Raw genomic sequence first — 20,910 nt, forward strand, 5'->3', positions numbered from 1 at the left:
CCATCTGCTACCTCCATATCTGCTCAAAGATATGGAATCACGGATCAGAAAACTGGGGAAGACTGAATCTGATAAAGCCAGACGCGCTCTAGCTCTCCGCTGATCTTGGCTTGCTCTGCGGCGGTTACGCTCAAATCACCTACTGCCGCGATCTGCGATCCATCGCTCGTTTGAACGTCGTCACCTGTTATTGTGACAGCTTGCCCGCGAGACTTACCCCTGTGGTCGACGCTCCCATCTGTCGCTTCAATGGTCAGGTTTTCAAGTGCTTGCACCTGGCCTTCAATCCGAGCGTCACCCCCGGTAAGAGCCGCAGATTCCGCGACCAGTTCTGAGCTGGCACCTGTTACAAGCTCAGTTCCGGCCGTCAGCGAAGCCGCTTCCAGGGCAGCTGCCTTTCCGTCGAATGTCAGCTGTGTCAGCGCATTCACATCAATGGACTGTGCGAAGATTTCGGACGTGCCGTTCAGCGCTACGGAAGCACCGGTTGATGCTGCCTCAAACGCCTCGCGCGCAACAATCGCGCCGGAGATGTTTAGCAGACCGGCGCTTTCCAGACGGATTGCACCGCCCGCTGCCTGACCGTTGAAGGTCAGGTCTCCGTTGCTGGTTCTGATGTCGATCAGATCGCCGCTCTCGGAAGTGATCGCGCCTTCAAGAAGGATTGGCCCCTGGTTGCGGACCTGAATGCGACCACCCGCACGAATTTGCGGTGTGTGACCACCAGCAGGAGCACCCAGAGTCAGTTTCCCATCGGCCCGCAGCGCAATATTGGTCGAGGAAGCCATGTCCCCGTTCAGACGCACACCCACGCCGTTCTCGGTGGCAATCAAACGGATCGCATTGGCATACATGCCACCAAGAGCGGCGACATCCACAGCCAATGCCGGGGCCGCACCTTCTCCGGCCTGCTCGGTGATCCCTGTTACGGCGCCGGTCTCAGGATCGTAGGACCAGTTATAGTCCACCTGATTGGCACCGGCGACGACATTGAGCTGATCCGCTCGCATTTTGCCGTAAATCGCGGCCGCTCGTGCAATCACATCGACGCGGCTGGTGTCGGTCAGGCCTATCCGGTTTTCCGGGTTCAGACCTCCGGCACCGATTGTAACCGTGCCTCGACGTACATCGAACCCAGTCAGTGCCCCATTGCTACCGAATTGCGGCTTTCCTGTTGTCAGGGTCGCACGGCCCGTGTTGATGAAACCACAGCCGTTGCAAGTGATGCCAAACTCGTTGGCGACCACAACATCCATGCGCTTTCCGGCGACTTCCAGAATACCTCCCAGCTGGGTCTGATTTCCGCCAACAACCTCACCGATTCACAGATTGGCCTCTTGTCCCGGCGCCAGGTTGCCGTTGCCTTCGATCACGCCGCCCAGTTGCGTATTGGTAATCGTCGCCGAGTTGTTCAGGATCAGGTCATTAGCCTGGAAGTCGGTGTAGACATCGTGGCTGACACCCGCGCCATTCGGGGTCGAGATGTTGATTACGGTGGTGCCGTTCAGAGACTGGTCGACATGTGGACGCGGACCTGCACCTGGGTTCACAGGTTGGATGTTCTGCGCATGAAGCAGCGCAGGTTGTATCGTAAGCGCCAGCGTCAGAATTGAAGAAACGACTTTCTCAAATACACGTCTACGCATGGACAACACTTCCCAAATTACTTTGAACGGCAGAAATCTCATCAGAATTGCAACCTCAGACTGACATACCCAACGGTCTTGTCGGACTCGAAGGCTGGATTGGTGTTGGGTGGGGAATCCTCAGGTCGGCTTAGCGCGTGCGCCACCTGCATCTGCAACGTGACCTGACTGTTCATGATGACATCCGCACCCAGACTGACACCTGCCAGATGGTCCTGTGACCAGCGTCGCAGCGCCGACGGCTTGATATACCCAAGATCGAGGCCAGCATTCATGCGGACCTCAAATCTGGGTGCCTTGTAAGCACCCCATTCGACGGTGTTGCGCAGATAGACACCGGTATCGCCATAGAGGCTATTGTCGTGAAAGCCGCGAACCGTGCTCCAGCCACCGATACCGAACTGCTCAATCCCCGGCAGGATATCGTCCGAATATTGCCCGGCCAGCGTACCCCGATAGGTCAAACCGCTTTTCCCAATCGGAGTAGAGAAATCAGCGCGGAGTTTTACCAGGCGGAAATCCTGATCGATGACGCTCCGTTCCGGAATATCAGCTCCCAGCGCGTCGAGTCCGGCCTTTAAGCCTATGTTCCAGAACAGCCGACCCTGTCCGATGGTCTGTTCACCTCTCAGGCCAAGCGAAGCAATCGTCAGGCGCTGACGTTGGCTGGTGATCTCGATGCCGTTGATCGCGGTTTTGGTTCTGTTCAGTTTCAAATCACCATAGGCGTAAACCTTAGAGGTCTGGTTCCGCATCAATAGCCGTTCGGTCAGAAGGATCAGGTACTGGCTGCGCCCTTCTGTGACAAAGGATTGATTGATGCCCTGGGTGATGAAGCGATAGTCGCTGGCTCCAAGATCCGCATTGAACAACCAATTGCCCACCGGCAGACCCCAGTTGAGAGAAACAGAATCCGAATAACGCTCACCGCGTTCTTCAAAGGGGGTGGTGGTGATCCCAATCCGCAGCTGGTCATTGAGATTCAATGCATTGTCGAGACCAAAGGTGCTGGTGCCTTTGATCCGGCCGGTGGATTCGAAACCGGAATTGTCAAACTGAAAATCCAGATACCACGGGCGTCGATCCTGCACATCAACCTGGATGAACGAACCACCAGGTGTCTCTCCGGGCACTAGCTGGAATTGTCCGCTCGCCGACCGGGGTGCATTGATGTTCTCCAGCCCCTGTTCCAGGTCGCGTAAATTCAGAAGGTCACCGCGTGCAGTCGGAAAGGCCGCATTCAGACGCATATCTGCTGGTTTGCCGGTTCCGTAGACATACCCTTCGATCCGGCCCGGCACGATGGTGATCGCAAGCGATCCATCTGCAATGTCCTGTTCCGGCACATAAGCGCGGGTCGTGATGTAACCCAGCTCCTGATAGAATGTGTTGATCAGGTTCAGTGTCTGCGCAATGTCGGCCGCTGTCGCACAGGTGCCAATCAGATCGCGATACCCTTCGGGCTGATGTTTGAAAGCTTCAAAACCTTCGAGGTTAATGCTGCGGATATCGAAACAAGGACCACCGGGAGGTGGGATATAAAACTCCTCCCCAGCGGTTTGATCCTGCACCACATCCTCACGCTCTTCGAATTGCCTGCGGCGACGTTCCTGTTCTTCGGTCTGCTGAGTTTGTTGCTGAAGAATATCATTGTCGATGCGCTGCAAATCACCGGGCGAGACGCCTTGCGCCCAAGCGCTGGTGGCCATCGACAGGATAGCGCTGAAACCAAATGCTGCGGTCACAGAGTGGGATCGCAAACCCATCAGTTGTCCCCCGCAGTGCTGAACCGACTAAAAGCGGCTGTGAACCCGCGCAGAGAAACGGGAAAATCAACGGCCTTGTCGCGGGCGGTCCAAACTCGGGCCTTAACCTCTAGCCCCTTGCGAAAGGCTGACAGAACATCCCCTTCCATCCGAAATCCAGCGTGGCAACCAAATTGGTCACAGACTTCATACAGGACCTTGAAGGGGCGACGGTTGTCTACATGTAGCTCGATGCCCGGGGCCAGATAGACACCAACTGGAACCGTCATGACTGCATAGCTACGATCCGTGTTTTCATCGTCAGACACACTCATCAAAAAGACAGGCGGGCCATTCTCTTCGGCGGCAACGCTCTGCATCATCTGGCAGACGGTATCCTGTTCCGCCGGCTGGCACAGAACCAGCCAATCTGAAAACACCTCTTCCGTGGGCTGGGGTTCAACCACTTGCGCCAAAGCCGCCGACTGGAAGAGGGCGAGACCGATACTCATGGCCAGCCGGTATAGAGAACCGCTCCTCATGCGCACTCAAACCTGTATGTCATGCGAACGTGTGGCGTGTTCACCGGAAAACTTGCTGTTTGGACCAATTGGCCAATGGCTGGGTTCCATGTTTTTTGTGTGTATGTGGTCTGTTTGTCGAACGGGGCGGAGACAGAGCGGGACGTGATAGTCGCTTGTCCCGCACAAATCTCGTTGAATGCGTTCTGGCTGAACTTGTCCTGCTGAGCGGCATGGTTTGCGCGCACTTCTATGGATGCGGTGTAGCCGCCGTCACTCGATCGCGAAACGCTGTAGATTTCTCTGAGCTGCTCAGGAGAAGTCTCTGAGCAACCGCTCAGGCCACACAGAAAAGAAATGGTTAGTAAGAAAGGATTTTTCATTACAGCTGAATCAACCTGAACTGACGAGAACTCGAGAACTTGAAAGCTCGGCTACTGCGCAGCCTGATCCAGTGGCGTAGCTTCCCACTCGCGGGCGAAGCTTTGAGCGGCCTCCAGATCGCTGCGGTTCAATTGTGTATTCAGGGTGTCTCTGAGAATTCGAGCCTCCTCCATCCCTCGTGCAGCCGCCAGGTTGGCGTACCCATGCGCCTTGATGAGATCCGGGTTCACGCCATTTCCTGACTGATAAGCTTTGGCCAATTCAAAGAGTCCTAACGGGTTGCCGGCTTCCCCGGTGCGAGAGAAGTTGTCGAAGGCCGTCTCATAGCTCTGCGTTACACCCGTGCCATCACGGTAGGCTTGGCCCAGATAGTTGATTGCAGCCACGTGGTTCTGCTCTGCGGCTTGCTGCCAGAATGCCACCGCCTTGGCCGCATCCTGTTCCACACCTTGTCCATCTGCGAACAGCAACCCGCAGTTGAATGCGCTGTTAGCATCTCCTGACTCAGCCGCCGCACAAATCAACTCCGCAGCGCGCTGATAATCCTGCAAGACCAATTCGCCATTCAGATACATCAAACCGAGCCGGTTCTGCGCCAACGCACTGCCCTGTTCAGCTGCCGCGCTATAGAGTTCGACAGCGCGGCGCATGTCGCGCTCAGTTCCCAAGCCCATCTCAAACAAGCGCCCGATGAAGAACGCACCATCTGCGTCACCGTCGTCAAAACCAGCCTGAAACTCCTCGACTGCGCCCGAAACATTACCAGCTTCAAGGGCGGCAATGCCCGCAGGAACGTCAGCAAATGCAGCACACGCAATAGATGCGGACACTGCTCCGCCAAAAGCGGACTTCAAAATACGCATTCCGTAACCTTTTGATTGCCTTATTATCTTCTGGCTAACAAAGGTCGAAACACACGTTAAGGGGGAAAATCAAATCGAACTTCACTAAAAAGTTACACGCCTTTGGTCTGTGACCGCAATGTGGCGCGACGCTACGAGAGGAGCCCTGAACGGTCGTTTTGTCGCCACATTTTTACACACGAAAACAAAATGTCTGAGCTTTTAACGATTCCGAACTTACCCGGAACACAGCCGATCCAGCTTTAGGGTTCTCAAACGACGAATCAGTTTGTCTGAAAACTGTATCGGCGGGATGGTGCGGCTACCTCTAGACAGATACACGACGGAAGTTTTCGTCCAAGCTTTTTAGCAAGACATGAGCGTCGCGGAACAATTGCGACGCCTATCGTAGCGAGAATGGCTCAGCCGCAGGAGAGTGTCTTCGAGGTAGGAAACACCAATTCAAGAAACCATCCTGTCAGTTTTCACTTATCTCCCCACATCTCGTCCAAATAAGCCTATAAGTCGAAGTCAGCATCGACGTTGCCGAGTTCGTCAGCCCGCTGCAAAACGGTTTCAAATCTGTCCAATACCTGAAACGCGGTCCGGTGTTGCAGCAACCTTCGGGCAAGGATCAATTCCAGCTCGTTTTTTGAACGTTGAGCGGAAAAAGAGTTCACACCTTACCTCTGGCACAACTGAGAAATTTTCTTCAGTGGCAGCACAAGAAGGATGCATTTTTGTTGTCAGGTAGTTCCGCTTGATGCTCTGAGTCATTACAATAGCGCTCGAGGCAACAGGCAGGTTAACGTGATGCGCAAAGCAATCTTCTTACCCTTGGCAGCATTTTTCCTTGGCGTCATTGTTCAAGCTGAAACTGCAGCGGCAGCTTCTCTTGGACAATACGAGGTTTTTGGCGTTGAAGACGGTGACATGCTGAAACTGCGGGCGGGACCCGGAATCGGTTTCAATGTGATCGTGGGTCTTCCAAATGGAACAGCTTTACGAGTCCACAGTTGTGAACAGACCGGCAGCACGCGTTGGTGCCGGGTGTCCTTGCAACGCGCGCGTGGCCTAAAGGGATATGTCTCTTGGGCATATTTGCGCAAAATCTGATTCAGCAGCGGTTAGCGCTGTCGTTTTGACGACACCCTCAAATACTGACTCAAATACTGATCGGAAACTTCCTTTCGGTTCAATTGAGCACTTCATAAAGTGAGTTCATCAGGCACATCGGCACGAAAAGCCCTAGCCGGACCTTCACTGCCACCTGGAATTGCGCTTTTGCAGCGTGTCTCAAAAGGCCGAATACACTGGTCAAGTAGGGTAAGGAAGAAGAACGGGGACAACCTTAGTTGAAGAATGAGGTTCCATTTGTTTAAAGTTCGGAGGCATCAAGGTTGAGGATATGAACCAGTGAAGTCACTCCTGAGAGACATTCATGCCAGGATCGTCGATCAGTTATTTAAGCCGTCCAATGCACAAATGTTATCATCCGCTGCGGACCAAGGCGTGGATCTCTCAGAGCCCATACCCTTCACATTTTACATATCTTTCCGCAATTCTGATGACGCTGACGGCGTTGCCGCTATGCTCGAAAGCAAAGGCTATAAAATCACCCGAGAAACCGAGGAAGAAGATCCATACCCGTATGAGGTGGAAGCCGAAACAAAAATTCTTGGCAATGAAAATGAAGTCACTCAACAAGAAGATTTTTTTCGAACACTCGTGAGCAAATTCCCTGCCCGCTATGATGATTACAGTATCACCTACTCTGACGAAGAGGCCGTTTTCTACTGATCAACTTCGATATGGGCTCAGAATTCCTAACCGGGAAATGAAGTTAGCATCCGGGGCGATTGCGGACTCGATAGCATTCGGGCACCTGCCACATCTGGTGACGACACGTCGCTGATCTTTCAGTCTCCCTAAACGAGCAGAAAATCCAATACTCTGGGCAATGCCTGGATCATCCAATTGAAAGCAATGACAATAGAGAGCGAGGTCATTCCGCTGCACCTAACTGTCTGAGGATGGTGCGCGCGCCGTTAGTTGGTCGTTATAGTTCAGTGACACTCGGCAACCCTTAGAAGCAAACACCAAACAGCCTGCGGTGGTTCACATCACAAGCACCAGTGTACGCGAGGCGCGTCAGCAACCGATCACACAACATCAATGAGACTGAGTTCCAATGTTTGTTTTCTCTCCAAGAAGCAACCTCCCCATCGCTTTTTGATCGACGATCAGACACTGGAACATTCTATTTGACCATTCCAGGGCACCTGACGTCAGCAGGAAAGTTTCAGGTACCACGATCCACTCAGCGATCCACATTCCGCCCGAACGCTCATGTTCGTGGAGGGTCAACTCTCCAATCTGGTCCGCACGTTGACGTCCCAATCGGGCAACAGCTTCACCGAACTCCGAAGCTCGCTGATTTTTCTTGTGCCCCATGGCCGAAGACACGCCTTTACCGTTAACCGGGCGCTCATAGAACTCACCAATATCCGAAGTGGACAGCAGATTCACATTATGGGCAATCTTGCACAAACTGCTACAGAGCAACCCAAGCATAGTAACAACTTCCGCCACTCCGTCGCGGGCGTTCTGCCAATGCGGATCAATCGTGTTGAGCCCTAAGGCCTTGGCGACGTCGCTTTTGATTATTTGGCCGTCATCGTTCTGATAGGCCTGTAAATCTCCCACCGGCCCGCCAACCTGAACGTTCAGCCCTCGTGCGGCAGCATCAGACAAAGCGGCCCGGCGACGTTCCAGTTCTGAACGCCAGACGCCCAACTTGGTTTCCAACCGAATGGGCAAAGCATGCTGCCCATTGGTCCGCCCCATCATCTGCGCTCCACTGTGGTCTTGGATATGCCGATCCAACTCTGCAATGAGTTGTGTGATCCCCGCGTTGATTTGATCATTCCCATGCCTCATCTGCATGGACATGGCCGTATCCATAATGTCCTGTGTCGTAGCCCGGAAATGGACAAACTCGGCAAAGTCTCCCATCAGCGTTCTAAGTTGCCGCACCAATCCGACTATGGGCCGACCGACAAGCATCATGTCATCGTGCAATTGGCTTTGGTTCAGGTCGGAAACTGAGATCGCGTTTAGCGCACTTGCAGCCTCAGCCGGGATCAGCCCAGCCTTCGCCTGACAGCTCGCAAGCGTCTGCTCAACCTTCAGCCAAGCCGAGAGCGTGGCGTGTTCGGACCAGATTGATCGCATATCTGAAGTCGAAAGGCAGTCGCGATAGAGGCCGAAATCAAGCATCGCCCAGCCCCCCCTCGGCGATCCTGCGCTCTTTCATGATGCCTCGGATACGGAAGGCTATCGCGCCAACACCAAGGATCAGGAATGCCAATGCGATAGGGCGCTCGACAAAGATCATCGCGCCACCATCAGACATCAGCAACGCCTGGCGAAACGTCTCTTCTGCACCCTTCGCCAGCACGAATGAGATCACAAAGGCCGCAATGTTGAAGTCAAACTTGCGCATCAGCCAGCCAGCGAAACCAGCACAGGTCATCACGGTGACGTCGAACATCGACCCGCGCGCGGAATAGGCAGCGACGAAAGCTGTCATGAAGATCAATGGATAGAGCACATTGGTCGGAATTTTGAGGATCAGACGTGCAACCTGCGTGGCACCAAAATAGCCGATCAGGCCATATGCGAAGATCCCCAACATCCCGCAGGCAAAGAGTTTGTAGACCAGTTCCTTATCCGTCAGAAACAGAGTCGGACCAACCTGAATACCGTGGATCAGGAACACACCCAGAAGGATCGCACCAATGGTCGAGCCCGGAATACCCAGCGTCAGCAATGGTGCCATGGATGGCCCGGAAACTGCGTTGTTGGCAGCCTCAGGCGCAGCAACGCCTTCCAGCGCGCCCCTGCCCCATTGTTCCGGATTCTTGGCCCGGCGCTTACCCTCACCGTATGAGATGAATGCCGCGATAGCGGAGCCCAGCCCTGGCAGCACGCCGATACCCGCGCCGATGAATCCACCGCGCAGAGCGTGAGGCAGACAGGGCTTGTATTCTTCCCATGTCAGCTCATTGCCACTGGCTGAGCTTTCGTTTTCCTGGGTCTCACCTGTCGCCTTGCGGCGTTCTTCGAGCTGGGCAAAAACCTCACCTAAAACAAACACACCGATCATCAGGGGGACAAGACCGATACCATTCGACAGGTTGAACGAGCCAAAGGTATAGCGTTCTTCGCTTGAAATCGGGTCGAGGCCGACCATGGCCACCAAAATGCCCAACAGAGCCGAGGCCAGTCCTTTGACAATCGACTTACCAATGACCGACCCGATGACCACAAAGGCGGCAAAGTAAATGGCAAAGGTCTCTGGTGGCCCCAGCTTCAGCGCGATGGCTGCGATAAATCCTACGCCGACGACCAGCAGAACATCTCCCATGAAATCGCCGATGACGGACGAAATCGTGGCAACCTTCATCGCTTTGCCAGCCTTCCCAGCGCGTGCCAGCGGGTAGCCGTCGATCTGCGTAGCAGCGCTCGCGGCGGTTCCCGGCGTATTAAACAGGATGGCAGCTATAGAACCGCCATATCGGCCCGACTTACCGATCACATAGAGAAAGGCCAACGCAAACAGCGGCGACATATAGAAAGTGATCGGCAACAACATTGCAATCGCGGCCGAGGCGGTCAGGCCCGGGGTGGCCCCGACGATCATGCCAACTACGGCTGCAAGAACAATGGCAAAGAGCAGCATCGGATCAGTGATAACTGAAAGGAGAGCTGGGAAGATTTCCATAAGAATTATCCCTGTATCCAGCTGAGCAGGTCGAACACTTCGCCGTAGGGCGGAAAGACGCCCAACAGCACGAAGAAAATGATGTGGAAAATGAGCGGGCACAGAACGGCGGACGATACCAGTCCGGTCCAGCTGCGCACACCGAACATATAAAACACAACGGGTGCCACAATCGCGGTGGGCAGAAGGTAGCCGAACCACCGGAACGATTGCTGATAGATCAGCGCAATTACGAACAACGCGATAACTTGAAACGCAGCACCTTTGTCTGTGCTGACAGGCGCGATCCCTGCAGTTTGGCGCGATGCGCCCAAGATCAGCAGGATCGACAGAAACAGCAGAGCAACTGATGCTGCGAATGGGACAATCCCAGCCCATGTATCACCAGGCGAGGCGGCCGGAACCTGCCAGGCCCCCCAGACAGCAACAAGTGATAGGGTCGCAAGCACCAAACCTTCGACATAGGCGCGCATGGCATCCTCCCTGTATTCTGCGAAAAGCACTGGATCGGGTGGCATATCCGCCCGATCCGTTTTTGGGTCAGTTGGTAAGGCTCTCAACAAGCGGTTGGGAGTCCGCTTTCATTGAGGTGAGCGTAGCCTTGGCATCTGCACCCTTCTGAAATACCGGGCCGGTTCCGCGAGAGGCCAGGAGTTCAGCAAATTCCGGTTTGGCTGCGATTTGCTCCAACGCCACTTCCATGGCTGCCACCACTTCCGCAGGTGTGTCTTTGGGGGCGAAGACGATGACCGGCGAAGAAACAGCGGCAAACGGAATACCCAGTTCACCGAAGGACGGCACCTCGGCCATGATACCGTCACGCTCCTGACTGTTGACGGCCAGCGCGCGCAGTTGATCTTCGAAACCGGCAAGTTGCTGGACGCCCAGAAAGCCAAAATCCGCCTGCTCACCGATCAAAGCGGCGCGGGTTGGTCCGCCGCCCTTGAAAGGCACATCCTGAGCTTCGATTCCGTTATTGGCCAGAAAGCCCAACCCACCGACATGATGGAAGCCACCGCGACCCGAATGTGCCCAACGCAGTGAGCCCGGTTCCGCCCTGGCTGCGTCGATCACATCCTGAACTGATTGGAACGGGCTGTTCTTGGGCACCATAAGCGAGGTCTGCAACTGGCCGACTTGTGCGACGAACTCAAAGCTCTCCAGCGCGTCAATGTCGGTGTCACGCGTCATCGTCGACAGTAGGAACGAACCACCCGAGGTCATCATCATGGTGTAGCCGTCTGGGCGTGCGCCCACGACCGAGTTTGCTCCGTTCAGTCCGCCAGACCCAGGCTTATTCACAACCACTACAGGCACATCCAGAATACCTTCTGCTGCAGCCGAGATGGCCCGGGCATATGCATCGGTACCGCCACCGGCTTTGTAAGGCACAATCAGATTGATCGGTCGTTTGGGCCAATCAGCGGCAAAGCTGGCCGTGGCTGTTGCGGCAATCGCAATCGCTGCAAACGCGGTGGTCAGAATACTACGTCTTTTCATCGGGTCCTCCCTAACTCGGTCGCCCGCAGTCTATACCCAAACCACAATTGCAAAAATTGCAAAGATGTTATCTACTCTTGCAAAATATGGAATTATTGAGATGAACATCAAAGGGCTCCGCGCATTCACAGCAACACTGTCCGAGGGCTCTCTCGTCGCGGCGTCGGAGAGATTACACCTGAGCCAGCCGGCCGTGAGTCGACTGATCTCTGGTCTGGAAGCTGAGTTGAAGCTCAAGCTCTTTGATCGCAGTGGCCGCGCATTAACACCAACGCCAGAGGGGCTGGCCTTTTATCGCGAGGCGGGCCGTATCCTCGACAATCTGGATGAAGTTCCGCGCATAGCTGCAGAAATTCGAGCCGGGCGCACCGAGACACTACGCGTTGTGACGATGCCCAGGATTGCGCACTCGCTTTCTGTTCCAGCCGTTGCAAAGTTCCTGAAAACTAACCCAGAAACCAATGTCAGCCTGGATGTTCGCGCCAGACGGGAGGCCGGGAAATGGCTCGCAGGGCGAGAATATGACATCGGAATCGGCGCATTGCCCGTAGATCATCCGGGCATAGCGACCAAACCCCTTCTTCGCGTTCGTGCTCAGGTAGTTTTGCCCAACGAGCACCCGCTTGCTGACCGGAACGAACTGAATGCGCGCGATATTGCACAGGAACCGATCATACGTCTGATGCACGGCCTGCTGCTGCGGGATCAACTAGACGACATCTTCCGCTCAGCAGGCGTAACACCAAGGCAGACCTGCGAGGTTGCCGCATCCCAACTTGCCTGTTCGCTCGTTGCAGAGGGTGTGGGCCTCACGATCGCCGATGAACTTGTCGCAGCCCAAACCGGTCTCGAGCGGATTACTCTTGTTCCCATTGTGCCCGAGCGCTGGATGACCTTTGGCTTATTGTTCCCAATATCCCGACGAAAAACACCAAATGAATTTGAAACGGCATTATCGGAGGTTGCTCGCGAACTCGTCGATCAGAGTCCTACCCTCGAATTAGCCTGAAGTGAGGTGAAGTTGGTCTCGTGTCTATTTGTGAATAGTGACAAGCAGGCAAGATCAATCGGCGACACCGAATTCGTTCTTTTCCGCTTCAGCGTGGTAGTTGCATCGTCCAAGCATTCATTCAGGTGCAGTCATAGACCAGTTGCCTCGTTGAGCAGGCGCCCCAATTAGCCGCAGCAAATGGTAGCTTCCCAAGATGATGACCGGATTGATCACCCCTCAGCAGGTGAGACGGCCCGCTGATAAAGATGCCATGTGGTGTGGCCGAGGATTGGCAAAGTGAAGATGAGGCCTAGAAACGCCGGAATCATCGACAACAGCATGGTAACCGAGATGATTGCTGCCCAACCGAGCATGACAACCGGGTTTTCAGTCACGACACGGATCGACGTTAACATGGCGGAAACAAAATTGGTTTCCCGGTCGAGCAGCATGGGCATCGCGACGACGGTCACCGAGAACAACACAGCCGACAAAAACGCGCCAACGCATGTGCCAACTGCAAGGAATGTCCAACCCTGCGGCGTGAAGAGGACTGCATTCAAAAACCCGTCAAAATCCGAAAACGAAACCTTCTGCAGGATAATCGCCAGCCATAGCCGTACTTGGTAAACCCACACCCAGAAAATGAATAGGGTGACAAAGGCCATCCAGCCCATTTCGCGCTTGCGCTGATCGGCCATGACGGTGAGGATTTCAGACCAGCCGAAACTCTCCCCCTTCTGCATTCGTCGTGACATCTCATAAAGCCCGGCAGCAGCAAACGGCGCAACCAGCGGAAACCCAATTACAGCGGGGATGATCATCCAGATCTTACCGAGCCAGATCAGGCTCCAGACGAAAAGGATCCCAAAAACCGCATAAAACAAGCCGAAGAAACCGCTCATTAAAGGGCGCGCCAGAAAGTCCGAAAACCCTGCTTTCAAAGATGCTGTGATATCGCCCGCCGTCACCGTGTTTATCTTGGGCATGCCCTGCTGCTGCGGCGCTGGGTTGTCTGGTGGTGTAGAACCTGCGGTCTTGGACGTCATGACACACTCCTCCCAAAGCACGGTACTGCGTTGGTCCGTTTGGCAACAGGCCAACTATGAAACAGACATCCCTCTTCCACCTACAAATTTTGCATAACGAGAAGCATAAGCGCCACGAGGGCAATGGCAGCTTTGTTGTGCTTACCTGTCTTGCACTAAATCAGGTCGAAGATCGATTTTCGCACTCTGGCAACACGTCGCTCGAAGAAAGGTGAAGACTGGTTCAATGGAGGCAATATATCCCAATCACAATATTTCTGCATTGCGGTACAGATCAGAAATAAGGCTTTAGCGCCAACGCGCTTAACCAAAGACCTATCCCGAAAACCGCGTGTGTAAAAACACTACGCAACCGCAGTTTCCAAGCTTCCGGTGCCTTTGAAACAGCTACCCCCCAACCAAAGAGCGGTTGAAAAATCAGCCAAGGCACCAAGACCGTTCCCAGGCCAAAGCTCAGACCTTGCCAGGCTTTAGGAGCATCGAGTGCTGTCGGCCCAAACAGAAAAACGAAACCGATCCCGAAGAGTAATCCCAGAAAAATATGAGCGCCCCACCCCAGCACCGCTTCTCCATCTACAGGTGCTGTGGTGCGAATGTCGGCGTGTAAGAAGCCGGTGCGAGGAACCGATCCTATCCAACGTCCAACCAAACAGTAGAACCCATGTGTTGCAGGCCATCCCTGGCGCAACAGCCCAACAAGATCAGTGAAAACTGTCGCGCAAAAACCGACAACCGCGCCCCAAATCAATAACTCTGCGACATTCATGATCTTTCCTTTTCATGTCGAATCCTTACATTTTTTGTGCAACTTGAAGCTGGGTTTAAGTCAACATGTTTCGCCTTGATATCGCCGAAGTCGCCCAGCGCAGCGGCTTCCCCCCATCCACTTTGCGCTACTACGAAAAGCGAGGCCTTATCGCCTCAGATGGCAGGCAAGGGTTACGTCGACAATATGATGATAGTGTGCTCACCAGGCTCGCATTGATCTCATTGGGTCAGCGGGCTGGTTACACCTTGGATGAAATCGCGGCTTTGTTTCGGCCCCAGGGAGGTAAGCTGGATCTAAGTCGGCACGAATTGCGAAACCAGGCGGGCAACTTGCGCAATCAGGCGCAAAAATTGCAGGCAACTGCAGACCTTCTGGATCATATCGCCGCCTGCACGGCACCTTCCCACCTGGAATGCCCCAGATTCCAAGAGTTGCTTAAGGACGTTCTCAATTCTGGTGGGTATTGAGGGGCCAAGTCCAACTACCAGATCTCGGCCTGCATACTTGCCTTTCAGCAGGGGGCCACGAACGTCCGCATCGTTAAGTTGGCGACTTTCTGCAAACGCAACTGATGCCCATTGAACGTCAGTCTGCGCATCATTTCCGTGCCCTATTGTGGAGTCACGCTGTCAGATCGTTCAGACAGAGTGTTGGTGCGTCTGACGTAATAGACCGCATCCCTGGACGGAAACAAAGCAAGATATCTGTGCAATTAGACAAGCGCCGCCATAAGCACCGTACGCGAACAGCGATCATGTTCGGCAGGTCCAATGGTTGGCGGCGCGTTGCCACTCAGTGCAAAAGATATCCCAAAGTCTGTCTATCGACGGTCGCCTTCATAGCAAACACCATGTTCTGCTATGTGGCAAAACGAGTCCTGACACCGGCTCTTGCTCTTCACGTCAGATGCTCAGGCAACAATATTTGAGTTCGAGATAGTCTTCGATCCCGTACTTTGATCCTTCGCGCCCCAGTCCGCTTTCCTTTATGCCGCCAAATGGTGCCACTTCGGTAGAGATCAGACCCGTGTTTACTCCCACCATGCCATACTCAAGCTCTTCCATGAATTGCCAGACCTGCGACAGGTTTTGGGTGTAGACGTATGATGCCAGCCCAAATTCGGTATCGTTCGCGGCGGCAATGGCCTCGCCAATCTCCAAGAATCTGAACACTGGTGCCAGCGGACCAAAGGTTTCTTCCCGCGCAACCGCCATGTCCTGTGTTGCGCCCGTGATGACGGTCGGCTGAAAGAAGGTCCCGCCCAGTTCATGCTCTGAACCACCAGTGGAGATTTCTCCGCCTTTATCCACCGCATCAGCAATGTGCTCACGGACTTTGGAAACGGCTGCCGGTGTTATCAGCGGCCCAATGGCCGAACCGTCTGCAAACCCATCTCCAACCGGCAGCGCAGCAACCGCCTGTGTCAGTTTCTCGACAAAGGCATCATGGATGCCATCCTGCACATAAAACCGATTGGTGCAGACGCAGGTTTGCCCGGCATTGCGGAATTTCGAGATCATCGCGCCTTCGATGGCCTTATCCAGATCAGCATCGTCGCACACGATGAATGGCGCATTGCCGCCCAATTCCAGTGACAGCTTTTTGACCTGATCAGCACCCTGCTGCATCAGGATTTTTCCGACACGGGTCGAACCGGTAAAGCTGATCTTGCGCATCACGGGGTTGTCGCTGAACGCTTTGCCGATACCGATGCTGTCGGTTGACGTCACAACTGAGAATACTCCGGGTGGGATGCCAGCCTCTTCTCCCAACTTCGCCATTGCCAGCGCGGACAAAGGCGTTTCTGCTGCAGGCTTGACCACCATGGCGCAACCAGCGGCCAGCGCGGGGGCCACTTTGCGCGCGATCATCGCGTTGGGGAAATTCCAAGGGGTGATTGCACCCACGACGCCAACGGGCTGTTTCATAACCACAATGCGCTTGTCGCGTTGATGGCCTGGGATCGTATCGCCGTAGACACGTTTGGCCTCTTCGCCGAACCATTCGACAAAGCTGGCACCATACATGATTTCGCCCTTGGCCTCGGCCAGTGGCTTACCCATTTCGGCGGTCAGGATCGCACCCAGATCATCCACGTTTGCGACCATCAGGTCGAACCACTTGCGCAATATTGCGGCACGTTCCTTGCCCGTCAGTGCGGCCCAGTCCTTTTGGGCAGATTGCGCGACATCGATGGCCGCATTTGCGTCAGCAACCGAGCAATCCGTGACCTGCGCAATAACCTCTCCGGTCGAAGGGTTTGTGACATCGAACCGGGTATCGCGCGCCACCCATTCTCCGTTCAGATAGGCCGCTTCAATCAAAAGATCGGCACGCTTTAAAGTCAGCATTGGTGTCTCCTGTGTGATTGCAAACGGGCGAGGATTTCCCCGCCCGTTCAAATTGGTTGGTGATGCCGGTTCAGGCGTGCAGATCACCGTCGAGCGCTGTTCCATCCGGTGCAACCTCGGACGAAACCGTGGTAGCCGAGCTGTCCTCGTAGAGGGACTTGATGACACCCCATGCCATTAGGACCACGAGGATCGAGATCGGAAGCGCGGCTGCGATGGCTGCGGTTTGCAGGGCAGACAGGCCACCAGAGATCAGAAGAACGGCAGCAACCAGACCTTGTGCAGCGCCCCACACGACGCGGTGCAATTTCGGCGGGTGCGCATTGCCCATAGACAAGATCGTGGTCACGACCAGAGTGCCCGAGTCCGAGCTTGTGATGAACCACGTCGCCAGCAGGAAGGTGGCCAGAGCCGAGATCAACCAGGACAGCGTGCCGTTGGAGGCCAACAGGTCAATCGTTCCGTAAAGCGTACCACCCAGGTTCCAACTATTGACCATTTCGATCAGGCCGGCGGTGCCGACACCATCTGCGGCATTCATTTCGATGAACAACGCGTTGCCGCTGAAGATCGAAATCCAGATGAAGGCCATGGTGGTGGGAACAAACATGGCGCCCAGCATGAATTCACGGATTGTACGCCCTTTGGAAATACGCGCTACGAACATGCCCACAAAGGGTGCCCAGCTCAGCCACCAACCCCAATAGAACATGGTCCACGCACCTTGCCATGCAACGTCGCCGGGCTCGGACGCGGTCCAGAAACCCATCGACCACAGACCGGTGGCATAGTCACCCATGGCGTTCATGAAGAATCCGATAAGCCACTGGGTCGGACCCGCGAACAGGAAGAACAGAACCAGCAGGATCGACAGGATGATGTTCCACTCCGACAGGATGCGGATGCCTTTACCGATCCCCGAAACCGCTGAAAGGGTGGCAACAATCGAGATACCAACGACCAGCCCGACCTTGAGCATCGTGCTCGTGCCCGTGTTGAACAGAACGTTCAGCCCTTCGGCCATTTGCGTAACACCAAGACCCATCGAGGTTGCGATACCAAACACTGTGCCAAACACGGCCAACAGATCCACGGCGTGCCCGGCCGGTCCATAGATGCGGTCGCCCAGGATCGGGTACAGCGCCGAGCGGAAGGTCAGCGGCAGCTTTTTGCGGAAGGCAAAATACCCCAGCGCAAGACCCGTCATCGTATAGATCGCCCAGCCATGCAGACCCCAATGGAAGTTCGTGACAACCACCGCATCCACAGCCCGCTGCATGTTCATTTCGGTGTGCCCAGCAGCGTCAGCGAACGGGTTGTTTGGATAGCCCCAGCCCGCAGCGTTGTCGAAGTAGAACAACGGCTCGGCGATACCGAAGAACAGGATGCCGATGGAAACCCCTGCCGAAAACAGCATCGCGAACCATGAGAAGTTGGAAAATTCCGGGCGGCTATCGTCGTCACCCAGACGGATCGAGCCGAACCGGCTGAACATCAGATAGAGACAGACAAAGAACAGAATGACGACCGAACTGATATAGTACCAGCTCAGCGCGCCCTCGACCCAAGACCGGACGCCTTTATAGACACCGCTGGCGAAGTCGACGTTGAGAATTGTGAACAGCACAAAGGCCGCGACCATCGCTTTGGAAGCGATGCTCATCCCGTTGTGCAACCCTTTGAATATCCCCTTGTCAGAGACCAGATGGTCACCACTATTGGGGGGCTGGATGTCAGCCATGTTGGTATTCCTCCCATTGATAGATAAACGCACCGCTTGCCCTTGTTCGCGGTGAAGAGTTTCAGATCAGCGCATGACAAACGGATCCGGGATCGAATCGTCACTGGTGCGCAGCCAGACTGATTTGATCTTGGTGTAATCCAGTGCGGCCTGCAGTCCGCCCTCGCGCCCATGTCCCGAAAGACCATGACCTCCGAACGGAGCGATGGGGCTGACGGCACGATATGTGTTGACCCAGACGATGCCCGCCCGAATGACGCGGATCATGCGATGCGCACGGGTCAGGTTCTGGGTGAAGAGGCCCGAGGCCAACCCGAATTTTGTGTCATTAGCGATTGCGATGGCTTCTGCTTCGGTCTCAAACGAAGTCACTGAGAGAACAGGCCCAAAGAACTCATTGGTCAGGCTGTCCGCATCCGGTACGTCCGAGCAATCCAGAATGGTCGGTGGGAAAAAGAACCCGTCGCGGTCAAGTGGCTTACCACCCGTTACCAGTTTGGCCCCCTGCGCAATCGACCGCTCGATCAGATCAACTGCGACGTCCCGCTGACGCTTAGTACACAGCGGGCCAACCTCGGTCGCCATATCATCGGGTGCTCCGATAATGACAGCCTCGGCCTTTTCCTTGAGCCGCGCTAGAAACACGTCCTTGATTGAGGCCTGCACCACGAGGCGCGAGCCCGCAACACAGCTCTGGCCGGTGGCAGCAAAGATTCCGGAGACCTGCGCATTCACGGCGCTTTCGATGTCGGCATCGTCAAAGACGATGAACGGGGACTTGCCACCCAGTTCCAGCGAGGTTGAGGCCAGATTTTCGGCCGAGTTGCGCACGATGTGACGCGCTGTTTCGGGCCCGCCAGTAAAGGCGACATGGGCAACTTTCGGATGGCTGGTTAACGTGGCCCCCGCCACAGGACCACCGGTGATGATGTTCAATACGCCCTTGGGAAACCCGGCCTGATCGAAGATGCGCGCAAATTCCAGCATCGGCGCGGGCCCTTCTTCCGAGGCTTTCAGGACGACCGTGCATCCCGCCGCCAAGGCCGGACCAATTTTGACTGCCGACAGAAAAAGCTGAGAGTTCCACGGCACAATAGCGGCCACAACACCGATTGGTTCACGGCGCAGCCACACCTCCATATCCGGTTTGTCGATCGGCAGATGCGCGCCTTCGATCTTGTCGGCCAGCCCCGCATAGTACCGGTAATATTCGGCTACATAGGCAATCTGCGCCGATGTCTCGCGGATGATCTTGCCGGTATCGCGGGTCTCCAACTCGGCCAGACGCGGAGCGTTTTGCGCGATCAGGTCGGCCAGACGGTGCAGCAGCTTACCGCGCGCTGTTGCGGTCATACCCGCCCATTCGGGCGAGAAGAATGCCTGATCAGCAGCTTCAACAGCTTGGTTGACGTCCTCGGCGCTCGCATCGGGCATCCGGGCCCAGACCGCGCCGGTGGCGGGATCAAGACTTTCGAAATGCCCTGAACCATCCGAGAATGTGCCGCCGATATACTGTTGAAACTGCTGCATTTTACGTCAATCCCTTACTGAAACGCCGGCATGACGTCTTTGATGAACCGCTCCAGCGAGGCTTTCTTGCGCTCGAACGGCATGCTTGAATCGATCCAGAACGAGTATTCGTCGTACCCAAGCTCTTCGCTAATACGGAGGCGGTCGATGACTGTGTCAGCGGTGCCGATGACCAGATCACGCTCCATGTTTTCCGGGGTATAGAACGGATGCGCGGCGATTTCGTCGTCTGTGAGCGGCTCGATCAGACCTTGCGTGATGTCGCGCTTGTTCATGAACCAGGCACCGAAATAGCAATAGAAACGGTTCAGCTCAATCGCCGCCTGTTTCACATCCGCCTCATCTTCAGCCACATAGGTATGACGCAGAAGCATGATGTTCGGCCGCGCGATGTCGGGGAATTTCTCGCAGGCTGCGTTGAACTTGGACATAAGGTCTGCGACCTCATCATCACCATTCCACAGCGGTGTCACCTGAACGTTGCAGCCATTCTGAACCGCGAACTCGTGACTGTTCGGATCACGGGCCGCAACCCAGATCGGGGGACCATCCTGCTGCAATGGCAAAGGTGCGGAGGTGGTTTTGGGGAACTGGTGGAATTCGCCCTCATGGGCATAGTCACCCTGCCACAGTTTCTGAACGGCGGGAATAAGCTCACGCATACGCTGCCCGGCTTCCCACGCATCCATGCCGGGCATGAGGCGCTCATACTCAAAGCTGTAAGCTCCGCGCGCGATGCCAAGATCCAGACGCCCGTCGGTGATGATATCGGCCATCGCGGCCTCACCCGCCAGACGGATCGGATGCCAGAACGGAGCGATCACTGTACCCGTCCCCAGCCGCACGTTCTTGGTGTGGCGCGCGACATCGACCAGATTCAGAAACGGGTTCGGCGCGATGGTGAAGTTCATCCCGTGGTGTTCGCCGGTCCAGACCGCGTGCATCCCGCCTTCGTCGGCAATTTTACACAGCTGAATGAACTCATCATACAGCTGCTTCTGGTCCTGATCAGGAGAGATCCGCTCCATATGCGCAAAAAGTGAGAATTTCATGCC

Annotated in this window: 20 protein-coding genes; 4 read left to right on the plus strand and 16 right to left on the minus strand. The window is 55.2% G+C overall.

Going from position 1 to position 20,910, the window contains the following annotated elements:
* Window positions 1-44: 44 nt before the first annotated feature.
* From ACR0CW_RS12560 to ACR0CW_RS12585, 6 genes are all read right to left on the minus strand, one after another.
* Window positions 45-1,322: a filamentous hemagglutinin N-terminal domain-containing protein gene (locus ACR0CW_RS12560; RefSeq protein WP_480788204.1), complete on the minus strand. Its 1,278-nt coding sequence runs from the start codon at window positions 1,320-1,322 to the stop codon at window positions 45-47.
* Entirely contained in the window at window positions 1,323-1,646 is a 324-nt protein-coding gene (locus tag ACR0CW_RS12565) for a hypothetical protein (RefSeq protein ID WP_480788054.1), read from the minus strand.
* A gap of 41 nt (window positions 1,647-1,687) precedes the next feature.
* Window positions 1,688-3,412: a ShlB/FhaC/HecB family hemolysin secretion/activation protein gene (locus tag ACR0CW_RS12570; protein WP_480788055.1), complete on the minus strand. Its 1,725-nt coding sequence runs from the start codon at window positions 3,410-3,412 to the stop codon at window positions 1,688-1,690.
* Window positions 3,412-3,933 carry an invasion associated locus B family protein gene (locus ACR0CW_RS12575; protein ID WP_480788056.1) on the minus strand — a complete coding sequence of 174 codons (522 nt, stop codon included), beginning with the start codon at window positions 3,931-3,933 and terminating at the stop codon, window positions 3,412-3,414. The genes ACR0CW_RS12570 and ACR0CW_RS12575 overlap by 1 nt, the downstream gene beginning before the upstream one ends.
* Before the next feature lie 413 nt (window positions 3,934-4,346).
* Window positions 4,347-5,159: a tetratricopeptide repeat protein gene (locus tag ACR0CW_RS12580; protein ID WP_480788057.1), complete on the minus strand. Its 813-nt coding sequence runs from the start codon at window positions 5,157-5,159 to the stop codon at window positions 4,347-4,349.
* Window positions 5,160-5,714: 555 nt separating this feature from the next.
* Window positions 5,715-5,915 (minus strand): hypothetical protein, encoded by a 201-nt coding sequence (locus tag ACR0CW_RS12585; RefSeq protein ID WP_480788058.1) that lies wholly within the window; start codon window positions 5,913-5,915, stop codon window positions 5,715-5,717.
* Between the two features lie 36 nt (window positions 5,916-5,951).
* Between ACR0CW_RS12585 and ACR0CW_RS12590 the strand changes: the two genes are divergently transcribed.
* Window positions 5,952-6,254, plus strand: coding sequence for an SH3 domain-containing protein (locus ACR0CW_RS12590; protein ID WP_480788059.1), 303 nt, complete (start codon window positions 5,952-5,954; stop codon window positions 6,252-6,254).
* Between the two features lie 300 nt (window positions 6,255-6,554).
* Window positions 6,555-6,938 carry a ribonuclease E inhibitor RraB gene (locus ACR0CW_RS12595; RefSeq protein ID WP_480788060.1) on the plus strand — a complete coding sequence of 128 codons (384 nt, stop codon included), beginning with the start codon at window positions 6,555-6,557 and terminating at the stop codon, window positions 6,936-6,938.
* Window positions 6,939-7,310: 372 nt separating this feature from the next.
* Here the strand turns inward: ACR0CW_RS12595 and ACR0CW_RS12600 are convergent, their stop codons facing one another.
* The 4 genes from ACR0CW_RS12600 to ACR0CW_RS12615 form a co-directional block, all read right to left on the minus strand.
* Window positions 7,311-8,417 carry a lyase family protein gene (locus ACR0CW_RS12600; RefSeq protein ID WP_480788061.1) on the minus strand — a complete coding sequence of 369 codons (1,107 nt, stop codon included), beginning with the start codon at window positions 8,415-8,417 and terminating at the stop codon, window positions 7,311-7,313.
* A complete protein-coding gene (locus ACR0CW_RS12605) occupies window positions 8,410-9,924 on the minus strand; it encodes a tripartite tricarboxylate transporter permease (protein ID WP_480788062.1) in 1,515 nt (504 codons plus the stop codon). Before ACR0CW_RS12605 ends, ACR0CW_RS12600 begins: the two co-directional genes overlap by 8 nt.
* 5 nt (window positions 9,925-9,929) lie before the next feature.
* Window positions 9,930-10,397 (minus strand): tripartite tricarboxylate transporter TctB family protein, encoded by a 468-nt coding sequence (locus ACR0CW_RS12610; RefSeq protein WP_196223545.1) that lies wholly within the window; start codon window positions 10,395-10,397, stop codon window positions 9,930-9,932.
* Between the two features lie 67 nt (window positions 10,398-10,464).
* A complete protein-coding gene (locus ACR0CW_RS12615; protein ID WP_170334060.1) occupies window positions 10,465-11,424 on the minus strand; it encodes a tripartite tricarboxylate transporter substrate binding protein in 960 nt (319 codons plus the stop codon).
* Here ACR0CW_RS12615 and ACR0CW_RS12620 point away from each other — a divergent pair.
* Window positions 11,363-12,433, plus strand: a complete 1,071-nt coding sequence (locus ACR0CW_RS12620; protein WP_480788063.1) for a LysR family transcriptional regulator — start codon at window positions 11,363-11,365, stop codon at window positions 12,431-12,433. The two genes, ACR0CW_RS12615 and ACR0CW_RS12620, sit on opposite strands and share 62 nt — an antisense overlap.
* Window positions 12,434-12,645: 212 nt before the next feature.
* Here ACR0CW_RS12620 and ACR0CW_RS12625 read toward each other — a convergent pair whose 3' ends face one another.
* Window positions 12,646-13,464, minus strand: a complete 819-nt coding sequence (locus ACR0CW_RS12625; protein WP_480788064.1) for a DUF2189 domain-containing protein — start codon at window positions 13,462-13,464, stop codon at window positions 12,646-12,648.
* A 274-nt stretch (window positions 13,465-13,738) separates the two neighbouring features.
* Window positions 13,739-14,230, minus strand: a complete 492-nt coding sequence (locus tag ACR0CW_RS12630) for a DUF2938 family protein (protein ID WP_480788065.1) — start codon at window positions 14,228-14,230, stop codon at window positions 13,739-13,741.
* Between the two features lie 65 nt (window positions 14,231-14,295).
* Here ACR0CW_RS12630 and ACR0CW_RS12635 point away from each other — a divergent pair, with 65 nt between their 5' ends.
* A complete protein-coding gene (locus tag ACR0CW_RS12635) occupies window positions 14,296-14,700 on the plus strand; it encodes a helix-turn-helix domain-containing protein (protein ID WP_480788066.1) in 405 nt (134 codons plus the stop codon).
* Window positions 14,701-15,135: 435 nt separating this feature from the next.
* Here ACR0CW_RS12635 and ACR0CW_RS12640 read toward each other — a convergent pair whose 3' ends face one another.
* From ACR0CW_RS12640 to ACR0CW_RS12655, 4 genes are all read right to left on the minus strand, one after another.
* Window positions 15,136-16,584 carry an NAD-dependent succinate-semialdehyde dehydrogenase gene (locus ACR0CW_RS12640; protein WP_480788067.1) on the minus strand — a complete coding sequence of 483 codons (1,449 nt, stop codon included), beginning with the start codon at window positions 16,582-16,584 and terminating at the stop codon, window positions 15,136-15,138.
* 70 nt (window positions 16,585-16,654) lie between these two features.
* Entirely contained in the window at window positions 16,655-18,325 is a 1,671-nt protein-coding gene (locus ACR0CW_RS12645) for a BCCT family transporter (protein WP_480788068.1), read from the minus strand.
* A 66-nt stretch (window positions 18,326-18,391) separates the two neighbouring features.
* A complete protein-coding gene (locus ACR0CW_RS12650) occupies window positions 18,392-19,855 on the minus strand; it encodes an aldehyde dehydrogenase (RefSeq protein ID WP_480788069.1) in 1,464 nt (487 codons plus the stop codon).
* A gap of 14 nt (window positions 19,856-19,869) precedes the next feature.
* Window positions 19,870-20,907, minus strand: coding sequence for an LLM class flavin-dependent oxidoreductase (locus tag ACR0CW_RS12655; protein WP_480788070.1), 1,038 nt, complete (start codon window positions 20,905-20,907; stop codon window positions 19,870-19,872).
* Window positions 20,908-20,910 lie beyond the last annotated feature (3 nt).

The sequence above is a fragment of the Ruegeria sp. CH6 genome (genome assembly GCF_056537005.1).